The organism is Zobellella endophytica, from assembly GCF_003012775.1.
Lineage (GTDB): Bacteria > Pseudomonadota > Gammaproteobacteria > Enterobacterales > Aeromonadaceae > Oceanimonas > Oceanimonas endophytica.
Genome location: NZ_PXYG01000005.1, coordinates 169118 through 186066, shown reverse-complemented (window position 1 = coordinate 186066; position 16949 = coordinate 169118). Strand labels below are relative to the sequence as shown.

19 protein-coding genes are annotated in these 16949 nt (G+C 63.3%); 18 read left to right on the top strand and 1 reads right to left on the bottom strand.

Annotation, left to right across the window (positions count from 1 at the left end; translation table 11 throughout):
• The first annotated feature begins 55 nt into the window (after positions 1-55).
• The 14 genes from leuS (at position 56) to lipA (ending at position 13866) form a co-directional block, all read left to right on the top strand.
• Positions 56-2635 carry a leucine--tRNA ligase gene (leuS, locus tag C7H85_RS12815; protein ID WP_146140457.1) on the top strand — a complete coding sequence of 860 codons (2580 nt, stop codon included), beginning with the start codon at positions 56-58 and terminating at the stop codon, positions 2633-2635.
• 164 nt (positions 2636-2799) lie between these two features.
• The gene (locus C7H85_RS12810; protein WP_106730097.1) at positions 2800-3285 is read left to right on the top strand and encodes an LPS-assembly lipoprotein LptE; all 486 of its coding nucleotides are present in this window, start codon (positions 2800-2802) and stop codon (positions 3283-3285) included.
• Positions 3285-4307 carry a DNA polymerase III subunit delta gene (gene holA / locus C7H85_RS12805; RefSeq protein ID WP_106730096.1) on the top strand — a complete coding sequence of 341 codons (1023 nt, stop codon included), beginning with the start codon at positions 3285-3287 and terminating at the stop codon, positions 4305-4307. The genes C7H85_RS12810 and holA overlap by 1 nt, the downstream gene beginning before the upstream one ends.
• Positions 4304-4951, top strand: coding sequence for a nicotinate-nucleotide adenylyltransferase (nadD, locus tag C7H85_RS12800; protein ID WP_106730095.1), 648 nt, complete (start codon positions 4304-4306; stop codon positions 4949-4951). Before holA ends, nadD begins: the two co-directional genes overlap by 4 nt.
• A 34-nt stretch (positions 4952-4985) precedes the next feature.
• Positions 4986-5327, top strand: a complete 342-nt coding sequence (gene rsfS / locus C7H85_RS12795) for a ribosome silencing factor (protein WP_106730094.1) — start codon at positions 4986-4988, stop codon at positions 5325-5327.
• The gene (gene rlmH / locus C7H85_RS12790; protein ID WP_106730093.1) at positions 5327-5797 is read left to right on the top strand and encodes a 23S rRNA (pseudouridine(1915)-N(3))-methyltransferase RlmH; all 471 of its coding nucleotides are present in this window, start codon (positions 5327-5329) and stop codon (positions 5795-5797) included. The genes rsfS and rlmH overlap by 1 nt, the downstream gene beginning before the upstream one ends.
• A 2-nt stretch (positions 5798-5799) precedes the next feature.
• Complete coding sequence (mrdA, locus tag C7H85_RS12785; protein WP_106730092.1) at positions 5800-7686, top strand: penicillin-binding protein 2; 1887 nt, start codon at positions 5800-5802, stop codon at positions 7684-7686.
• Positions 7679-8785, top strand: coding sequence for a rod shape-determining protein RodA (gene rodA / locus C7H85_RS12780; RefSeq protein WP_106730091.1), 1107 nt, complete (start codon positions 7679-7681; stop codon positions 8783-8785). Before mrdA ends, rodA begins: the two co-directional genes overlap by 8 nt.
• A gap of 12 nt (positions 8786-8797) precedes the next feature.
• Complete coding sequence (mltB, locus tag C7H85_RS12775) at positions 8798-9769, top strand: lytic murein transglycosylase B (protein WP_106730090.1); 972 nt, start codon at positions 8798-8800, stop codon at positions 9767-9769.
• Positions 9753-10574: a septal ring lytic transglycosylase RlpA family protein gene (locus C7H85_RS12770; RefSeq protein ID WP_106730089.1), complete on the top strand. Its 822-nt coding sequence runs from the start codon at positions 9753-9755 to the stop codon at positions 10572-10574. The genes mltB and C7H85_RS12770 overlap by 17 nt, the downstream gene beginning before the upstream one ends.
• A gap of 69 nt (positions 10575-10643) precedes the next feature.
• Positions 10644-11810: a serine hydrolase gene (locus C7H85_RS12765; RefSeq protein WP_168388265.1), complete on the top strand. Its 1167-nt coding sequence runs from the start codon at positions 10644-10646 to the stop codon at positions 11808-11810.
• Positions 11811-11974: 164 nt separating this feature from the next.
• Complete coding sequence (gene ybeD / locus C7H85_RS12760) at positions 11975-12238, top strand: DUF493 family protein YbeD (RefSeq protein ID WP_106730087.1); 264 nt, start codon at positions 11975-11977, stop codon at positions 12236-12238.
• A 6-nt stretch (positions 12239-12244) separates the two neighbouring features.
• Entirely contained in the window at positions 12245-12904 is a 660-nt protein-coding gene (lipB, locus tag C7H85_RS12755; RefSeq protein ID WP_425445071.1) for a lipoyl(octanoyl) transferase LipB, read from the top strand.
• Entirely contained in the window at positions 12901-13866 is a 966-nt protein-coding gene (gene lipA, locus C7H85_RS12750; RefSeq protein ID WP_106730086.1) for a lipoyl synthase, read from the top strand. The genes lipB and lipA overlap by 4 nt, the downstream gene beginning before the upstream one ends.
• Before the next feature lie 51 nt (positions 13867-13917).
• Here lipA and aroG read toward each other — a convergent pair whose 3' ends face one another.
• On the bottom strand, positions 13918-14973 hold the full coding sequence (gene aroG / locus C7H85_RS12745) for a 3-deoxy-7-phosphoheptulonate synthase AroG (RefSeq protein WP_106730085.1): 1056 nt from the start codon (positions 14971-14973) through the stop codon (positions 13918-13920).
• A 216-nt stretch (positions 14974-15189) separates the two neighbouring features.
• Between aroG and C7H85_RS12740 the strand changes: the two genes are divergently transcribed.
• The 4 genes from C7H85_RS12740 (at position 15190) to C7H85_RS12725 (ending at position 16901) form a co-directional block, all read left to right on the top strand.
• A complete protein-coding gene (locus C7H85_RS12740; RefSeq protein ID WP_106730084.1) occupies positions 15190-15399 on the top strand; it encodes a DUF2061 domain-containing protein in 210 nt (69 codons plus the stop codon).
• 33 nt (positions 15400-15432) lie between these two features.
• The gene (locus tag C7H85_RS12735; RefSeq protein ID WP_106730083.1) at positions 15433-15834 is read left to right on the top strand and encodes a DUF2750 domain-containing protein; all 402 of its coding nucleotides are present in this window, start codon (positions 15433-15435) and stop codon (positions 15832-15834) included.
• Complete coding sequence (locus C7H85_RS12730) at positions 15834-16274, top strand: YaiI/YqxD family protein (RefSeq protein ID WP_106730082.1); 441 nt, start codon at positions 15834-15836, stop codon at positions 16272-16274. The genes C7H85_RS12735 and C7H85_RS12730 overlap by 1 nt, the downstream gene beginning before the upstream one ends.
• Before the next feature lie 84 nt (positions 16275-16358).
• Positions 16359-16901: a YceB family lipoprotein gene (locus C7H85_RS12725; RefSeq protein WP_245879661.1), complete on the top strand. Its 543-nt coding sequence runs from the start codon at positions 16359-16361 to the stop codon at positions 16899-16901.
• Positions 16902-16949 lie beyond the last annotated feature (48 nt).

The window sequence follows — 16949 nt, the reverse complement described above, 5'->3', positions numbered from 1 at the left end:
CTATGCCGATTTATCGCATGTGTTACCACCCATTTCACGGAACCGGACGTCACTAATGCAAGAGCAATACATTCCCCAGAATATTGAGCCCGAAGTGCAACACTTTTGGGCCGAGCAGCAGACCTTCAAGGCCACAGAGCAGCCGGGCAAAGACAAGTTCTATTGCCTGTCCATGTTCCCCTACCCCTCAGGTCGGCTACATATGGGGCATGTGCGTAACTACACCATAGGTGACGTTATCTCCCGCTATCAACGTCTGCAGGGCAAAAATGTGCTGCAGCCCATCGGCTGGGACGCCTTCGGCCTGCCCGCCGAAAACGCCGCCATCAACAACAAGACGGCGCCGGCGCCCTGGACCTACGAAAACATCGACTATATGAAGCACCAGCTCAAGCGGCTGGGCTTCGGCTACGACTGGGAGCGGGAGCTGGCCACCTGTACTCCCGAGTACTACCGCTGGGAACAGTGGTTCTTCACCAGACTCTATGAAAAAGGGCTGGTGTACAAGAAGACCTCTTCCGTCAACTGGTGCCCCAACGACGAAACCGTGCTCGCCAACGAGCAGGTCAACGACGGCTGCTGCTGGCGCTGCGACACCCCGGTGGAGCAGAAGGAAATCCCCCAGTGGTTCATCAAGATCACCGACTACGCGGAAGAGCTGCTCAACGACATCGAGGCGCTGGAAGGCTGGCCCGAGCAGGTCAAGACCATGCAACGCAACTGGATCGGCCGTAGCGAGGGCGTCACCCTGCGCTTCGCGGTGGACGGCCAGGATGACGGCTTCGAGGTGTATACCACCCGCCCCGACACCCTGTTCGGAGTAACCTATGTGGGGGTGGCGGCCGCCCATCCGCTGGCCGCCAAAGCCGCCGAGCACAACCCGGAGCTCGCCGCCTTTATCGAAGAGTGCAAGCACCACAAGGTGGCGGAGGCCGAGATGGCCACCATGGAGAAGAAAGGCATGGCCACCGGTTTTTACGCGGTGCATCCGCTGACCGGCAAGCAGGTGCCGGTCTGGGTCGCCAACTTCGTGCTGATGGATTACGGCTCCGGCGCCGTGATGGCGGTACCCGCCCACGACCAGCGCGACTATGAATTCGCCGGCAAGTACGGGCTGGACATTATTCCCGTGATCAGGCCCGCCGATGGCAGCGAACTCGACATCAGCGAGGCCGCCTACACCGAAAAAGGCGTGCTGTTCGACTCGGGCGAATTCAGCGGCCTGAACTTCGAGCAGGCTTTCGACGCCATCGCCGCTGCCCTGGCGGAAAAAGGCCTCGGCCGCAGAACGGTCAACTTCCGCCTGCGCGACTGGGGCGTCAGCCGCCAGCGCTACTGGGGCGCCCCCATCCCCATGCTCAACCTGGAAGACGGCAGCGTGGTCGGCGCGCCGGAAGACAGCCTGCCGGTGCTGCTGCCGGAAGACGTGGTGATGGACGGCATCCAGAGCCCGATCAAGGCCGATCCCGAGTGGGCCAAAACCACTTACCAGGGCCGGCCGGCCCTGCGCGAGACCGACACCTTCGACACCTTCATGGAGTCCTCCTGGTATTACGCCCGCTACTGCAGCCCCGACTACGATCAGGGCATGCTGGACGTGGACAAGGCCAACTACTGGCTGCCGGTGGATCAGTACATCGGCGGCATCGAGCACGCCTGCATGCACCTGCTGTACGCCCGCTTCTTCCACAAGCTGCTGCGCGACACCGGCCTGGTGGCATCCGACGAGCCGTTCAAGCGCCTGCTGTGCCAGGGCATGGTGCTGGCCGACGCCTTCTACTACACCGACGACAAGGGCGGCCGGGTGTGGGTCAGCCCGCTCGAGGTCAGCGTGGAGCGGGACGAGAAGGGCCGCATCAGGAAAGCCGTCGACCAGGCCGGCCGCGAGCTGGTGCACACCGGCATGACCAAGATGTCCAAGTCCAAGAACAACGGCATCGACCCCCAGGTGATGGTCGACAAGTACGGCGCCGACACCGTGCGCCTGTTCATGATGTTCGCCTCCCCCGCCGACATGACCCTGGAATGGTCCGACTCCGGGGTGGAGGGCGCCCAGCGCTTCCTCAAGCGGTTGTGGAAGCTGGTGTTCGAGCACCAGTCCCGCGGTGCGGTGGCGGCGCTGGATCCGGCCGACCTCGACAACGAGCAGAAGGCGCTGCGCCGGGAGGTGCACAAGACCATCGCCAAGGTGAGCGACGACGTGGGCCGCCGCCAGACCTTCAACACCGCCATCGCCGCCATCATGGAGCTGATGAACCGGCTGGCCCGGGTCGAGATGGACGACGAGCAGAACCGCGCCCTGCTGCAGGAAGCGCTGGAGGCGGTGGTGGTGATGCTGCACCCCATAGTGCCGCACACCGGGGTCAAGCTGTGGCAGGCCCTGGGCCATGACGACATCGACCATGCGGCCTGGCCCGAGGCCGAGGCCGAGGCCCTGGTGGAGGACGAAAAGCTGGTGGTGGTGCAGGTCAACGGCAAGGTGCGCGGCAAGGTGACCGTCGCCGCCGATGCCGAGCAGGCGGTGGTGGAAGCCGCCGGCAAGGCCGAGGACAACGTGGCCCGCCACCTGGACGGCAAGACCATCCGCAAGGTGATCTACGTGCCCGGCAAACTGCTGAACATAGTGGCGAACTAAAAGCTGGAAGCTGGAAGCTGGAAGCTGGAAGCTGGAAGCTGGAAGCTGGAAGCTGGAAGCTGGAAGCTGGAAGCTGGAAAAGGATTGCATAACGGCTTGAGCATTCAAGCCTTTCTCTTCACGCTTCCGGCGTCAAGCTTATCGCTGTTTTTAAAGGAGTTGTTATGCTCTCTCGAATCAAGGCCGGGGTACTGATCGTACTGACGCTGCTGCTGGCCGGTTGCGGTTTTCAGCTCAGGGGCGGTGAAAACCTGCCCCCCGAGCTGCAGCGGCTGGCGCTGCTCGGTGACGACAAGACCCAGTTTTACCGGCTGGTATCGGCCCGCCTGCAGCGGGCCGGGGTACAGCTGGTGGAGCCGGACGGCGCCACGCCGGTGCTCACCATCGCCCCCCTGGGGCAAAGCAACACCACTGCCTCGGTCAATGCCCGGGCCAATACGCTCGAGTACGCCATGCGCTTCAGTACCCGTTTCATCCTGGACATGCCCGACGCCCCGCGCCAGGTATTCAACGTGGCCTTCAACCGCAGCTTCCTGGACAAGTCCAACCAGGCGCTGGCCTCCAGCCGCGAACAGCAGCAGCTGCACGAGCAGATGGAATTCGAGGCCGCCGAACAGATCCTCCGCCAGCTAAGCCGTCTGTCGTTCTGATGCGTCTGTATCCCGAGCAACTGCCACAACATCTGCAGGCAGGGCTCGCGCCCTGCTATTTTATTTACGGCGACGAGCCCCTGCTCAAACAGGAGGCCCTGGACACCCTGCGCCGGGCCGCCCGCGAGCGGGGTTTCGACGAGCGCCACCGCTTCGACGCGGATGAAGGGCTGGACTGGGATGCCATCTTCGATGCCAGCCAGGCGCTCAGCCTGTTCAGCGCCCGCCAGATCATCGAGCTGCAGTTGCCGGACAAGCTCGACAAGAGCGGCTCCGAGCGGCTGCGCGAGCTCACCGGCCAGTGCCACCCGGATTTATTGCTGCTGATCACCGGCCCCCGGCTCAACCAGGCCCAGCAAAAAACCGCCTGGTTCAAGGCCCTGGCGGCGGCAGGCCCCACGGTCACCGTGTTTCCCCCGGACGCCCGCCACTTTCCCCGCTGGCTGGAGCAACGGTTGCACCGCTACAGGCTGCGCGCCGAGCCGGATGCCCTGCACTGGCTGGCCTATGCCTTCGAGGGCAACCTGCTGGCGGTGGCCGGCGAGATCGAAAAGCTGAGCCTGCTCGGCCTGCCCCAGCCACTGACCCTGGCGGCGTTGCAGCAGAATGTACAGCCCCATCACCACTTCAACCCCTTCCAACTGCTGGATCCGCTGCTGCAGGGCAAGGTCAAGCGCGGTTGCCGCATCCTGCTGCAACTGCGCCAGGAAGGAGTGGAAGCGGGCATGCTGTGCCACCTGCTGGCCAAAGAGCTGGGCACCCTGCTGGCGCTGCAACAGGCCCTGCACGGCGGCCAGAACTTTCATCAGGCCGCCGCCGCCCTGCACGTCTGGTCCAGCCGCCAGCCGCTGATGCAGGCGGCGCTGGGCCGGCTGCCGCTGGCCAAGCTGCACGGCCTGCACGCCATGCTGGCGGCCGCGGACCGGGCCGTGGCCGCCTTCGACGACGACGAAGCCTGGCGCTGGCTCTATAGTCTCTGCATCGGCTTCCTGAACGAACAACCCTTGATCATCACACCATGAGCAAACCCATCGGACTCCTGGGGGGTACCTTCGACCCCATCCATATCGGCCATCTGCGCCCGGCCATCAGCACCATGGAGCGGCTGGGGCTGGGCGAAGTGCGCCTGCTGCCCAATTACATCCCGCCGCACCGGGCCACCCCCGACAGCGCGCCGGAGCACCGCCTGGCCATGGTCCGGCTGGCCGTGGCCCAGACCCCGGGGCTGACGGTGGACGACCGGGAGCTCAGGCGCAACCGCCCTTCCTACACCATCGATACCCTGACCGAGCTGCGCCGGGAGTTGCCCCATCGCCCCCTGTGCTTCCTGATGGGCATGGACTCGCTCTGCTCGCTCAACCGCTGGCACCGCTGGCGGGAGCTGCTCGACCACGCCCACCTGGTGGTCAGCTACCGGCCCGGCTGGACGGCGGATTTCAACGACGATGTCGCCGGGCTGTACCGGGCCCATGGCACCCGGGATCGGGAACTGCTGCACCGCCGCCCCGGGGGCTGCATCTACCTGATCGACAACCCCCAGTTGGAGGTGTCTTCCACCCAGATCCGCCAGTGCATCAAGGCCGGGAACAATCCGCAGTATTTGTTGCCTGATCCGGTAACGGCCTATATTCGAGAGAAGGGACTCTACCAGGGGCCCGTGTTATAATCCGCCGCCATTTGGAATTGAGGAGAAAACCCCCTTGCAAGGTAATGAACTGCACACCTTTGTCGTCGACAAACTCGACGATCTCAAAGCCCGGGACATCCAGGTCCTGGATGTCCGCGGTAAGTCCACCATCACCGATTGCATGATAGTCTGCTCGGGCAACTCCAGCCGCCATGTCAACGCCATCGCCGAACACCTGGCTACCGAAGCCAAGCACGCCGGCCTGCACACCCTGGGCGTGGAAGGCAAGGGCGCCGGTGAATGGGTGCTGGTCGACCTGGGCGAGGTCATCGTCCACGTGATGCAGGAAGAAACCCGCGACTTCTATCAGCTCGAAAAACTCTGGGGTGGCAGCACCGTCGGAGCCGTAGCCTGATGAAATTGCAGCTGGTGGCGGTCGGCACAAAAATGCCGGCCTGGGTGTCGGCCGGCTTTCAGGAATACCAGCGCCGCTTTCCCCGGGATCTGCCGCTGGAGCTGACCGAGGTCGCCGCCGGCAAAAGAGGCAAGAATGCAGATATCGAGCGGATCCTGCACAAGGAAGGCGAGCAGATGCTGGCCGCCGTCCCCAAATCGGCGCGTATCGTAGTCCTCGACATCCCGGGCCAGCCCTGGACCACCGAGCAACTGGCCGGGCAACTGACCCGCTGGCAGCTCGACGGCCGGGACACCGCCATTCTGATCGGTGGCCCCGAAGGCCTATCCCCCGCCTGCAAGGCCGCCGCCGAGCAGTCCTGGTCGCTGTCGCCGCTGACCCTGCCTCATCCCCTGGTGCGGGTGGTGGCGGCGGAAAGCCTGTATCGCGCCTGGAGCATCAATAACAACCATCCCTATCACCGAGAGTAAGCATGGTAAAAGGCCGGGTAAAGATGCGCGATCACGGTGCCGAGTCGTCCCTGTACTGGCGCCGGGCCCTGGTGGCTTTTTTGGGCATACTACTGCTGATGGGCATCCTGTTCGTTAACCTCTACCACCTGCAAATCAACGAACATCAGGACTACCAGACCCGCTCCAACGACAACCGCATCAAGGTGGTGCCCATCGCCCCCACCCGCGGCCTTATCTATGACAGGAACGGCATCCTGCTGGCGGAAAACCGCCCCATCTACAGCCTGGAGATCACCCCCGAACAGGCGCAGGATCTCGAGGCCACCGTCGACGGCCTGATCGCGCTGCTCGGGCTCGACCCGGAGCTCAAGGAACGCTTCCTGGCCGACGCGCGCCGCCAGCGCCGCTTCAACCCCATCGTGCTGATCAGCCGGCTGAGCGAAGAGCAGGTCGCGCTGTTCAGCATCAATCAGCACAAGTACCCCGGCGCCACCATCGAAGCCTATCTCAAGCGGTTCTATCCCTACCGGGACACCTTTACCCACGTGCTCGGCTACATGGCCAAGATCAACGACCGGGACCTGGAGCGGCTGCGCGAGGAAGACAAGCTGGCCAACTACGCCGCCAGCCGGGATATCGGCAAGCTGGGGGTGGAACGCTATTACGAGGATCTGCTGCATGGCCAGGCGGGCTACCAGGAGGTCGAGGTCAACAACCGCGGCCGGGTGATCCGCACCCTCAAGTATCAGCCGCCGGTGCCGGGCAGCGACATCTACCTGAACATCGACATCCGCCTGCAGCTCCGAGCCCAGCAACTGCTCGAAGGCCGGCGCGGCGCCATCATCCTGATGACCCCGCAGGACGGCCGCCTGCTGGCGGTGATGTCCAACCCCAGCTACGATCCCAACCTGTTCGTGCACGGCATCAGCGGCCCCGCATACCGGGCCCTGCTCAACGATCCCGACCGGCCGCTGATCAACCGGGCCAGCCAGGGTATCTACGCCCCGGCCTCCACCGTCAAACCCATGCTGTCGGTGATGGGACTCAACGAAGGGGCCTTCAATCCGGGCACCCGCTACTTCGGCGGCCCCTACTTTCAGATCCCCAATACCAGCCGCAAGTTCCGCGACTGGCGGCGCTGGGGTCACGGCTGGATGGACGTGTACCGGGCCATCGAAATTTCCGCCGACACCTTTTTCTATGACCTGGCCTACCGGCTGGGCATCGATACCCTGAACGACTACATGAGCCGCTTCGGGTTCGGTCAGTATTCGGGCATCGATCTGCACGAGGAAGCCAGCGGCACCATGCCCTCCCGGGACTGGAAGCAGGCGCGCCACAAGCAGCCCTGGTACCAGGGCGACACCATCTCGGTGGGCATCGGCCAGGGCTACTGGACCGCCACCCCATTGCAACTGGCCCGGGCCACCGCCATCATGGTGGATCACGGCGAAACCGTGCATCCCCGGCTGCTGCACGGCATCGTCAGCGACGGGGAGAAACGGGTCATGCCCGTCAGCAAGGGGGAGCCCATCAGGCTCAGGCAGGAAAGCTACTGGGAGGTGGGACTGACCGGCATGTACCGGGTCGTTCACGGCAACGAAGGCACGGCGCGCAAGGCCTTCACCGGCACGCCCTACCAGGCCGGCGGCAAGTCGGGCACCGCCCAGGTGTTCAGCCTGGCGGAGAACCAGCAGTACGATCACGAAAACACCCAGGAGCACCTGCGCGACAACGCCCTGTTCGTCGCCTTTGCCCCCTTCGAAAAGCCGGAGGTGGTGGTGTCGGTGGTGCTGGAAAATGCCGGCGGCGGCAGTACCCACGCCGCCCCCCTCGCCCGCGCCATGCTGGACGCCTACCTGCTACCGGAAGCCACCGCCTCAGAGGAGCTCGCCGCGGATGAATAAGCACCGTCGCCGCCGCCCGTTATGGGAGCGGCTGCACCTGGACTGGCCCCTGCTGCTGGGCCTTCTGATCCTGCTCACCGCCAGCATGGCGATACTCTACTCCGCCAGCGGCGAGGACACCGCGGCCCTCACCCGCCAGGGGATCCGCATCGGTATGTCGCTGCTGGTGATGATGGCGCTGGCCCAGCTGCCGCCCGGCTTTTATGCCCGCTGGGCGCCGCCGGTGTTTGTGCTGGGAGTGGTGCTGCTGGTGCTGGTGCTGCTGGTGGGCGACATCGGCAAGGGCGCCCAGCGCTGGCTGGAGATCGGCGCCTTCCGCTTCCAGCCCTCGGAAGCCCTCAAACTGGCCATGCCGATGACCATCGCCGCCTACATCAGCCGCTATCCGTTGCCCCCCAGCCTGCTGCACGTGGGCCTGGCCTTCGCCCTGGTGCTGGTGCCCACCCTGCTGATCGCCAGGCAGCCGGATCTGGGTACCTCGGTGCTGGTGGCCGCCTCCGGCCTGTTCGTGATCTTCCTGGCGGGCATGTCCTGGCGGCTGATCCTGGCGGCAGCGGCGGCGCTGGCGGCGTTTTTGCCGGCGCTGTGGTTTTTCCTGATGCACGATTACCAGAAGCGACGGGTACTGACTCTGCTCGATCCGGAAAGCGACCCATTGGGCGCCGGATATCATATCATCCAGTCGAAGATCGCCATCGGCTCCGGCGGCCTCTGGGGCAAGGGCTGGCTGCAGGGCACCCAGTCCCAGCTCGAGTTCCTGCCCGAGCGGCACACCGATTTTATCTTCGCCGTGCTGAGCGAGGAATTCGGCCTGGTGGGCGTCAGCCTGCTGATGCTGCTGTACCTCTTTATCATCGGCCGCGGCCTCTACATCTCGGTGCAGGCCCAGGGTGCCTTTCCCCGGCTGCTGGCCGGCGCCCTGACGCTGACGTTTTTCGTGTACGTCTTCGTCAATATCGGCATGGTCAGCGGCCTGCTGCCGGTGGTGGGGGTGCCCCTGCCGCTGATCAGCTACGGCGGTACCTCCATGGTGACACTGATGGCCGGTTTTGGCATTCTCATGTCTGTTCATACCCATAAGCGCCTGTTGGCGAAATAAAAGGATCACTGAATGCGCCTTGCCTTTTTTCCTGCTGCCCTGTTGTTGACCACCTCGGTGCAGGCGGCGGATCTGAATCATGAACAACAGCAGTGGCTGGACGAGCTGACCGGCAAGTTCGAACTGCCCCGGGCCGAGCTGACCGAGGCCGTGGCGCAGGCCAGTTACCAGCAATCCATCATCGACGCCATGACCCGGCCGGCTGAGGGCAAGCCCTGGCACCAGTACCGGCCCATTTTCCTCACCGAAAAACGGCTGCAGCAGGGGGTGGCATTCTGGCAGCAGCACGCCGACACCCTGGCCAGGGCCGAGCGGGAGCTGCAGGTGCCGGCGCAGATCATCGCCGCCATCATCGGGGTGGAAACCTTTTACGGCGTCCACATGGGCAGCCACAAGGTACTGGACGCCCTCTATACCCTGGGCTTCCACTACCCGCCCCGGGGGGAATTTTTCCGTTCCGAATTCGGCCACTACCTGCAGCTGGCCAGGGAGCAGAACTGGTCGCTGGATGAGCACAAGGGCTCCTATGCCGGTGCCATGGGCATGGGCCAGTTCATCTCCTCCAGCTACCGCCATTACGCCGTCGACTTCGACGGCGACGGCAAGCGGGATCTGTTCGCACCGACCGACGCCATCGGCAGCGTGGCCAACTATTTCCACCAGCATCGCTGGCAATGGAACGAAGACGTGGCCTACCCGGCCAGGGTGACCGACGCGGACACGGCCGACGCCCTGCTCAGCCCGGCCCTGGAAATCGACAAGACCTGGGCCGAACTGGCCGCCGCCGGCGTGGTGCTGGACCGGCAACTGGACGCGGACACCCCGGTGAAACTGATCAAGTTGGATGGCCTGGAAGGCCCAGAATACTGGGTGGTGCGGCATAACTTTTACGTCATTACCCGCTATAATCGCAGCCCTCTGTACGCCATGGCGGTCTATCAACTCAGTGAGCAAATCAAGCAGGCTTATGAACAATCTCGCTAAATGCGTGTTGCCCCTGGCCGCCCTTTGGCTGGCGGCCTGCAGCAGCAGTCAGCCCGAGCGGCAAGACAACGACGAGGCCTACGACCGGGAAACCGCCGGCGGTCGCTACGCCCTGCGCCAGGACAAGGCCCCCGGGGTGGCGCCCAACCTGGATCACGTCAAGGACGCGGTGCCGCGCTACGAGCCCTACAGCCGTCAGGGCAACAAGGATTACAATGTCTGGGGCGCCGACTACGTGGTCTGGCGGGACATTGAAAACTACAAGGACAAAGGCCTGGCCTCCTGGTACGGCACCAAGTTCCACGGCTACCATACCTCCAACGGCGAGGTGTACGACATGTACACCATGACCGCGGCGCACAAGCACCTGCCGCTGCCCTCCTTCGTCCGGGTCACCAATACCGCCAACGGCAAGCAGGTCATCGTGCGGGTCAACGACCGGGGCCCCTTCCACGACGGCCGCATCATTGATGTGTCCTATGCCGCCGCCTATAAACTCGGCATGCTGGATACCGGCACGGCGCCGGTCAGGGTCGAGCTGATCCGCACGGCACCCAGCGGCCGGGAAACCTGGCTGGCCCAAGCCGGTGCCGGCAAGCACATCCAGCTGCTGGCCACCCGCTCCGGCGACAAGGCCAAGGAACTTGCCGCCCGGTTGAGCAGGGAGTATGGTTTCCCCGCCCGGGTCGAACACCAGTCGGAATGGTACAAACTGCAGATGGGGCCGATTCCGGTCAGTAAAACGGATGACACCCTGGCCCGGCTGATTGCCGAAGGCTATGCCCAGGCGTATTTTTTGAACTAATCGGCCTGACTTTCATCTTAAACCGGCACTCATTGCCATTTTTACAGGGACCAAACAGTCGTTATGCGTATGGTTAAAACTATCCCCACTATGTTTCTCGCCGCCGTGGTGTCCTTCTCCGGCCAGGCCCAGACCGTCGCGCCCATGATCCCTGAGCCGCCGGCCATCGCCGCCACGTCCTATGTGCTGATGGACTATGCCAGCGGCCAGGTGCTGGTATCCGAGAAGGCCGATGAACGGCTGCCGCCGGCCAGCCTGACCAAGATGATGACCTCCTACATCCTCGGTCAGGCGCTGGAGGAAGGCAAGGTCAAGCGGGAAGACATGGTGACCGTCAGCGAAGCCGCCTGGGCCCAGAACTTCCCCGGCTCTTCGGTGATGTTCCTGGAAGTGGGCAAGCAGGTCAGCATCGACGACCTGAACCGGGGCATCATCATCCAGTCCGGCAACGACGCCACCATCGCCGTGGCCGAGCACCTAGCCGGCAGCGTCAATTCCTTTGCCGATCTGATGAATTCCTGGGCCGCCCGCTTGGGCATGAACAACAGCCACTTCGTGACCCCCCACGGCCTGCACAGCGAAGAGATGTACACCACCGCCTACGACATGGCGCTGCTGGGCCAGGCGCTGATCCGCGATGTGCCGGAGGAATACGCCGTCTACGCGGAAAAATCCTTTACCTTCAACGGCATCACCCAGCATAACCGCAACTCCCTGCTGTGGGATCAGTCATTGAACGTCGATGGCATCAAGACCGGCCACGTGGAAGCGGTCGGTTACAACCTGGTGTCTTCCGCCACCAAGGACGACATGCGCCTGATCGCCGTGGTGATGGGCGCCGCCAACGAGCGGGTCCGCGCCTCCGAGAGCAAGAAGCTGCTGACCTACGGCTTCCGTTTCTACCAGACCCTGACCCCCTACCAGGCCGGTGCCGAGCTTATCAACCAGCGCATCTGGATGGGCGACAAGGACACCGTCAGCCTGGGGGTCGACAAGGCGGTGGCGGTGACCATCCCCCGCGGCCAGGCCCAGAACCTGCAGGCCGACTTTACCCTCGACAAGGCGCTGAAGGCGCCGCTGGTCAAGGGAGAGCCGGTCGGCACCCTGCACCTCAAGCTGGCCGGCGAGGATGTGATGACACTGCCGCTGGTGGCGCTGGAGGATATCGAGCAGGGCGGCCTGTTCAGCCGGCTGATCGATTACATCAAGCTGCTGATCCAGGGCTTGTTCAACTAATGCCGCAACGGGGACCCAGGGTCCCCGTTGTACTTCATTGAGTCTGTGTTTAATCCCCCCGCAAGTTGTCGGTTTCAGATTAGCAGGTTTTATGATAAAAATGCGGCACGGGCTGTGGAAACGCGTTCCATACCTAATTGAATACTGCCGTTTGAAAGGTTGCCATGAATACCAAATTTGATGAGTTGCTCGACTTTCCCTGCCGTTTTCCGTTCAAGGTGCTGGGGCTGGCCGACGCCCGCCTGCCCGACATGGTGGTGGAAGTGCTGCAGCAGCACGCGCCGGGTGACTACAGCCCACAGATCCGCCCCAGCAGCAAGGGTAACTACCATGCGGTAAGCGTGCAGGTCACGGTGCACAGCAAAGAACAGGTGGAGCTGCTGTATCAGGAGCTGGGCAAGCTGGAACTGGTCAAGTACGTGCTCTAGGACACCATGATGCAACAACCGCAGGATCTGACCGTCAGGCATTGGGGACAGGCGTCTTACGAGCACGTCTGGCACACCATGCAGACCTTTACCGACAGGCGCAATCAGGACACCACGGATGAATTCTGGCTGGTCGAGCACCTGCCGGTGTTCACCCAGGGCCAGGCGGGCAAGCCCGAGCACGTGCTCAACCCGGGAGATATCCCGGTGATCCAGGCCGACCGGGGCGGACAGGTCACCTATCACGGTCCCGGCCAGCTGGTGCTTTACCTGCTGCTGGACGTGCGCCGCAAGAAACTGGGGGTGCGCAACCTGGTCACCGCCATGGAAAGCGCCATCGTTACCCTGCTGGCCCAATACCAGATTGAAGCTCATGCCAAACCCGACGCCCCCGGCGTCTATGTGGGCGCCAGCAAGATAGCGTCGCTGGGGCTGCGGGTACGCCGCGGCTGCTCCTTCCATGGCCTGGCACTGAACGTCAACATGGACCTGAACCCCTTCCTGCGCATCAACCCCTGCGGCTATGCGGGCATGGCCATGACCCAGTGCTGTGCCCTGGGCGGCCCGCAGTCCATCGAAGAAGCCCAATCGCGCCTGGTACCCTTGCTGGCGGAACAGCTTGGTTACCAGCATCTCTATTACACAACAGAGAAGCTGAAATTATGAGTAAACCCGTACGCGTCGAGCCCGGCGTAAAACTGCGTGACGCCGACAAGATGGCCCTGATCCCGGTCAAATACATGCCGGAGGCGGAAGAGGAAGTGTTGCGCAAGCCGGAGTGGATGAAGATCAAGCTTCCTCCCAGCAACCAGCGCATACAGGGTTTGAAGAACATCATGCGCGAAAACAAGCTGCATTCGGTGTGCGAGGAAGCCTCCTGCCCTAACCTGCCCGAGTGCTTCAACCACGGCACCGCCACCTTCATGATCCTGGGCGCCATCTGTACCCGCCGCTGCCCCTTCTGCGACGTGGCCCACGGCCGCCCGCTGGCGCCGGATCCGGAAGAGCCGGCCAAGCTGGCCAAGACCATCAGGGAGCTGGGCCTGAAGTACGTGGTGATCACCTCGGTGGACCGGGACGATCTGCGCGACGGCGGAGCCCAGCACTTCGCCGACTGCATCCGCGCCATCCGCGAGCAGAGCCCCAACACCAGGATCGAGATCCTGACCCCGGACTTCCGCGGCCGTATGGACACCGCCCTGGAGATCCTCAAGGACACCCCGCCGGACGTGTTCAACCACAACCTGGAAACCGCCCCGCGCCTGTACCGGGTGGCCCGCCCCGGCGCCGACTACAAGTGGTCGCTGGAGCTGCTGCGCCGGTTCAAGGAAATGCACCCCCAGGTGGCCACCAAATCCGGCCTGATGATGGGCCTCGGCGAGACCAACGAGGAAATCGTGGAGGTGCTCAAGGATCTGCGTGAACACAATGTGACCATGCTGACTCTGGGCCAGTACCTGCAGCCCAGCCGCCACCACCTGCCGGTGAAACGCTACGTGCCGCCCGCCGAGTTCGACGAACTGAAAGCCGTGGCCGACAGCATCGGCTTCAGCCACGCCGCCTGCGGCCCCTTCGTGCGCTCTTCCTACCACGCGGATCTGCAAGCCCAGGGTGTGGAAGTCAAATAACAAAAAGGAGCCTTTCGGCTCCTTTTTAATTTTTAATGTACGACTATCGGCTCAGGCCTGGCGGCGGGCGGTGACCGCCTCCGCCAGTTGGGCCAGCAGGGCCTCGGTATCTTCCCAGCCGATACAGGCGTCGGTGATGCTCTGGCCGACGGTCAATGTCTTGCCTTCCTCCAGATCCTGGCGTCCTGCCACCAGGTGGCTTTCCACCATCACCCCCATGATCGCCTGCTGGCCGGCGGCCAACTGACCACAGACGTCCTCGCACACCACCAGTTGGCGCTGGTACTGCTTGCTGCTGTTGGCGTGGCTGAAGTCGATCATCAGTTTCTGCGGCAGGCCGGCCTTGGCCAGCCCATCGCACACCGCCGCCACATGCTCGGCACTGTAGTTCGGCTCCTTGCCGCCCCGCAGTATGATATGGCAGTCCGGGTTGCCGGCGGTGGCGACGATGGCGGAATGGCCGTACTTGGTCACCGAGAGGAAGTGGTGCGAGGCGCTGGCGGCGCCGATGGCGTCCACCGCCACCTTGATGGTGCCGTCGGTACCGTTCTTGAAACCCACCGGGCAGGACAGGCCGGAGGCCAGTTCCCGGTGCACCTGGGACTCGGTGGTGCGCGCGCCGATGGCGCCCCAGCTCATCAGGTCCGCCACGTACTGGGGAGTGATCATGTCGAGGAACTCGCTGGCGGTGGGCAGGCCCAGGTCGTTCAGATCCAGCAGCAGCTTGCGGCCGATGCGCAGGCCGTCGTTGATCTGGAAGCTGTTGTCCAGGTAGGGGTCGTTAATAAGCCCCTTCCAGCCGACCGTGGTGCGCGGCTTTTCGAAGTATACCCGCATCACGATTTCGAGCCGGTCGCCATACTGGTCGCGCAGCGGCTTCAACCGCTTGCCGTATTCGATGGCGGCGTGGGTATCGTGGATGGAGCAGGGGCCTATCACCACCAGCAGGCGATCATCCTCGCCGGCCAGGATGCGGTGAATCGCCTGGCGGGATTCGAACACCGTGGCCGAGGCGGTATCGGTGGCCGGATATTTCTCCAGCACCGCTATCGGCGGCAACAGTTCTTTGATTTCATTGATGCGGATATCGTCGGTTTGAAAATGCATGGGCAACCCTGATTGCGGTACTGAGCCATGGGCTCGTTTTTATCGAAAAAGACTGGTTTCAATCTATCCCGAGCGAGGGCCGGCTGTAAACGCCCGATTGCCCGGTGGGACCAATTGTTTGATAGGAACGGCCAATGTACCCGATAAGACAGAACCACTTGATATAAAAATGATAATCATTATCATTAAATGCATACCCCAGCCGGAGACGACATCATGTACAAGACCATCACCTTTGCCCTCGTGCACTTCACCGTGGCCTTTACCGTGGCCTGGCTGCTGTCCGGCGATCTGCTGGTCGGCGGCCTTATCGCCCTGGTCGAGCCCATGGTCAATACGGTGGCCTATTTCTTCCATGAAAAGGCCTGGAACAAATTCGGCCGCGGCCCGAAGCTTAAGCTGGACAAGAAGGGGCTGGCGGTGTGAACATGCGAAAAAGGTTCCGCAACGAGACTCACCATGAGCTACACCCTTACCGACGCCGATAAAACCGCCGCCCAGCGCATGCGGGATGATGAACGCTTCAATCATTTCGTGGCCCGGGTATGCGAACATGAAGAACTGTGGATCCTGACCGACGAGCACGGCTGCATGATGCTGACCTCGGACGACGACGAAGACTGCATCCCGGTCTGGCCCCACGCCGATTACGCCAGGGACTGGGCAGTGGACGACTGGAGCCAGTGCCGGCCCGAGGCCATCAGCCTCAAGGTGTGGTTGGCCCGCTGGGTGCCCGGCATGGAAGAAGACGAACTGCTGGTGGCCGTCTTCCCCACCCCCGATGCCACCGGGGTGGTGGTCGATCCCTACGAGTTGAAAGAGGCCATCGATCGCAAGCAGGCGCTGGGACGGCGCAACTGATGCAGATCTGGGTCGATGCGGATGCCTGCCCCAAGGTCATCCGCGATATCCTGTTCCGCGCCGCCGAGCGCACCCGGACCCCGCTGACCATGGTCGCCAACCATCCCCTGCCCCTGCCCGGCTCGACGCTCATCAGGCAACTGCAGGTGCCCAAGGGCTTCGATGTGGCCGACAACGAAATCGTGGCGCGGCTCGACGCCGGCGACATCCTGATCACCAGCGATATCCCGCTGGCGGCGGAGGCGCTAGAGAAAGGCGCCCGGGTACTGAGCCCGCGGGGCGAGCAGTTTGAGTCCGGCACCATCCGCGCCAAACTCACCATGCGCGACTTCATGGAGACGATGCGCGCCAGTGGCGTGCAGACCGGCGGCCCGGCCAGCCTGAGCCCGGCTGATCGCCAGGCGTTCGCCAACCGGCTCGACCGGCTGCTACGCCAGTAACTGCCCGATGCCCGCCGGGAAAGGCAGATTTCACGGCGGGCTGCGCTTACACTGCCGTGATCATTTTTCCCGAGAGGTGTTGTCGTGCTCAAGCCCGTTGTCCTTGTATTTACCCTGATGCTGAGCGCCTGTGCCGGTTTCAACCAGTACAGCGTGTCGGAAAGCGAAATCGAGCAATCATTGTATACCCTGCTGGAAGAGCAGGCCCCGCGCTTTACCCAGGGACTGGTGGAAACCCGCATCGATCAGCTCGATCTGGCGATAGGCCCGGACAACCGCCAGGTGGTGCGCCTGAACGTGGCGGGAGAAACCGCCATCAACGCCATCGTGGCCCGTTTTCCCGCCGCCCTGAACCTGCAGATCGAGGGCCGCCCGGTGTACGATCGCCGGCAGAATGCCATCTTTATCCGCGATCTCAACCTGCTGCAAAGCAAGGTGGATGCCTTCGGCTACCAGGGCGACGTGGCCGCCGCCTCCGCCGGCATGATGCAGCTGGTGCGTGCCGTGCTGGAGAACCAGCCGGTCTACCGGCTCGACGACAGCCGCTACCGCTGGCTGAGCAAGGCGCCGGTGGCCATGGATATCGCCCCGGGCCGGCTGGTGTTCAGCCCCCGCTTCGGTGACTAAATAGCGATAGCCTGTCATCCGGTCTTTGGCCTACAATGGCGCATATTG

Excerpts from the sequence above, each read along its gene's own strand:
- C7H85_RS12810 (WP_106730097.1), top strand. The coding sequence starts at position 2,800 with ATGCTCTCTCGAATCAAGGCCGGGGTACTGATCGTACTGACGCTGCTG.
- lipB (WP_425445071.1), top strand. The coding sequence starts at position 12,245 with ATGATGCAACAACCGCAGGATCTGACCGTCAGGCATTGGGGACAGGCG.
- C7H85_RS12735 (WP_106730083.1), top strand. The coding sequence starts at position 15,433 with ATGAGCTACACCCTTACCGACGCCGATAAAACCGCCGCCCAGCGCATG.
- mltB (WP_106730090.1), top strand. The coding sequence starts at position 8,798 with ATGCGCCTTGCCTTTTTTCCTGCTGCCCTGTTGTTGACCACCTCGGTG.
- C7H85_RS12765 (WP_168388265.1), top strand. The coding sequence starts at position 10,644 with ATGGTTAAAACTATCCCCACTATGTTTCTCGCCGCCGTGGTGTCCTTC.
- nadD (WP_106730095.1), top strand. The coding sequence starts at position 4,304 with ATGAGCAAACCCATCGGACTCCTGGGGGGTACCTTCGACCCCATCCAT.
- rlmH (WP_106730093.1), top strand. The coding sequence starts at position 5,327 with ATGAAATTGCAGCTGGTGGCGGTCGGCACAAAAATGCCGGCCTGGGTG.
- mrdA (WP_106730092.1), top strand. The coding sequence starts at position 5,800 with ATGGTAAAAGGCCGGGTAAAGATGCGCGATCACGGTGCCGAGTCGTCC.
- leuS (WP_146140457.1), top strand. The coding sequence starts at position 56 with ATGCAAGAGCAATACATTCCCCAGAATATTGAGCCCGAAGTGCAACAC.
- lipA (WP_106730086.1), top strand. The coding sequence starts at position 12,901 with ATGAGTAAACCCGTACGCGTCGAGCCCGGCGTAAAACTGCGTGACGCC.
- aroG (WP_106730085.1), bottom strand. The coding sequence starts at position 14,973 with ATGCATTTTCAAACCGACGATATCCGCATCAATGAAATCAAAGAACTG.
- C7H85_RS12770 (WP_106730089.1), top strand. The coding sequence starts at position 9,753 with ATGAACAATCTCGCTAAATGCGTGTTGCCCCTGGCCGCCCTTTGGCTG.
- C7H85_RS12730 (WP_106730082.1), top strand. The coding sequence starts at position 15,834 with ATGCAGATCTGGGTCGATGCGGATGCCTGCCCCAAGGTCATCCGCGAT.
- rodA (WP_106730091.1), top strand. The coding sequence starts at position 7,679 with ATGAATAAGCACCGTCGCCGCCGCCCGTTATGGGAGCGGCTGCACCTG.
- C7H85_RS12740 (WP_106730084.1), top strand. The coding sequence starts at position 15,190 with ATGTACAAGACCATCACCTTTGCCCTCGTGCACTTCACCGTGGCCTTT.
- ybeD (WP_106730087.1), top strand. The coding sequence starts at position 11,975 with ATGAATACCAAATTTGATGAGTTGCTCGACTTTCCCTGCCGTTTTCCG.
- holA (WP_106730096.1), top strand. The coding sequence starts at position 3,285 with ATGCGTCTGTATCCCGAGCAACTGCCACAACATCTGCAGGCAGGGCTC.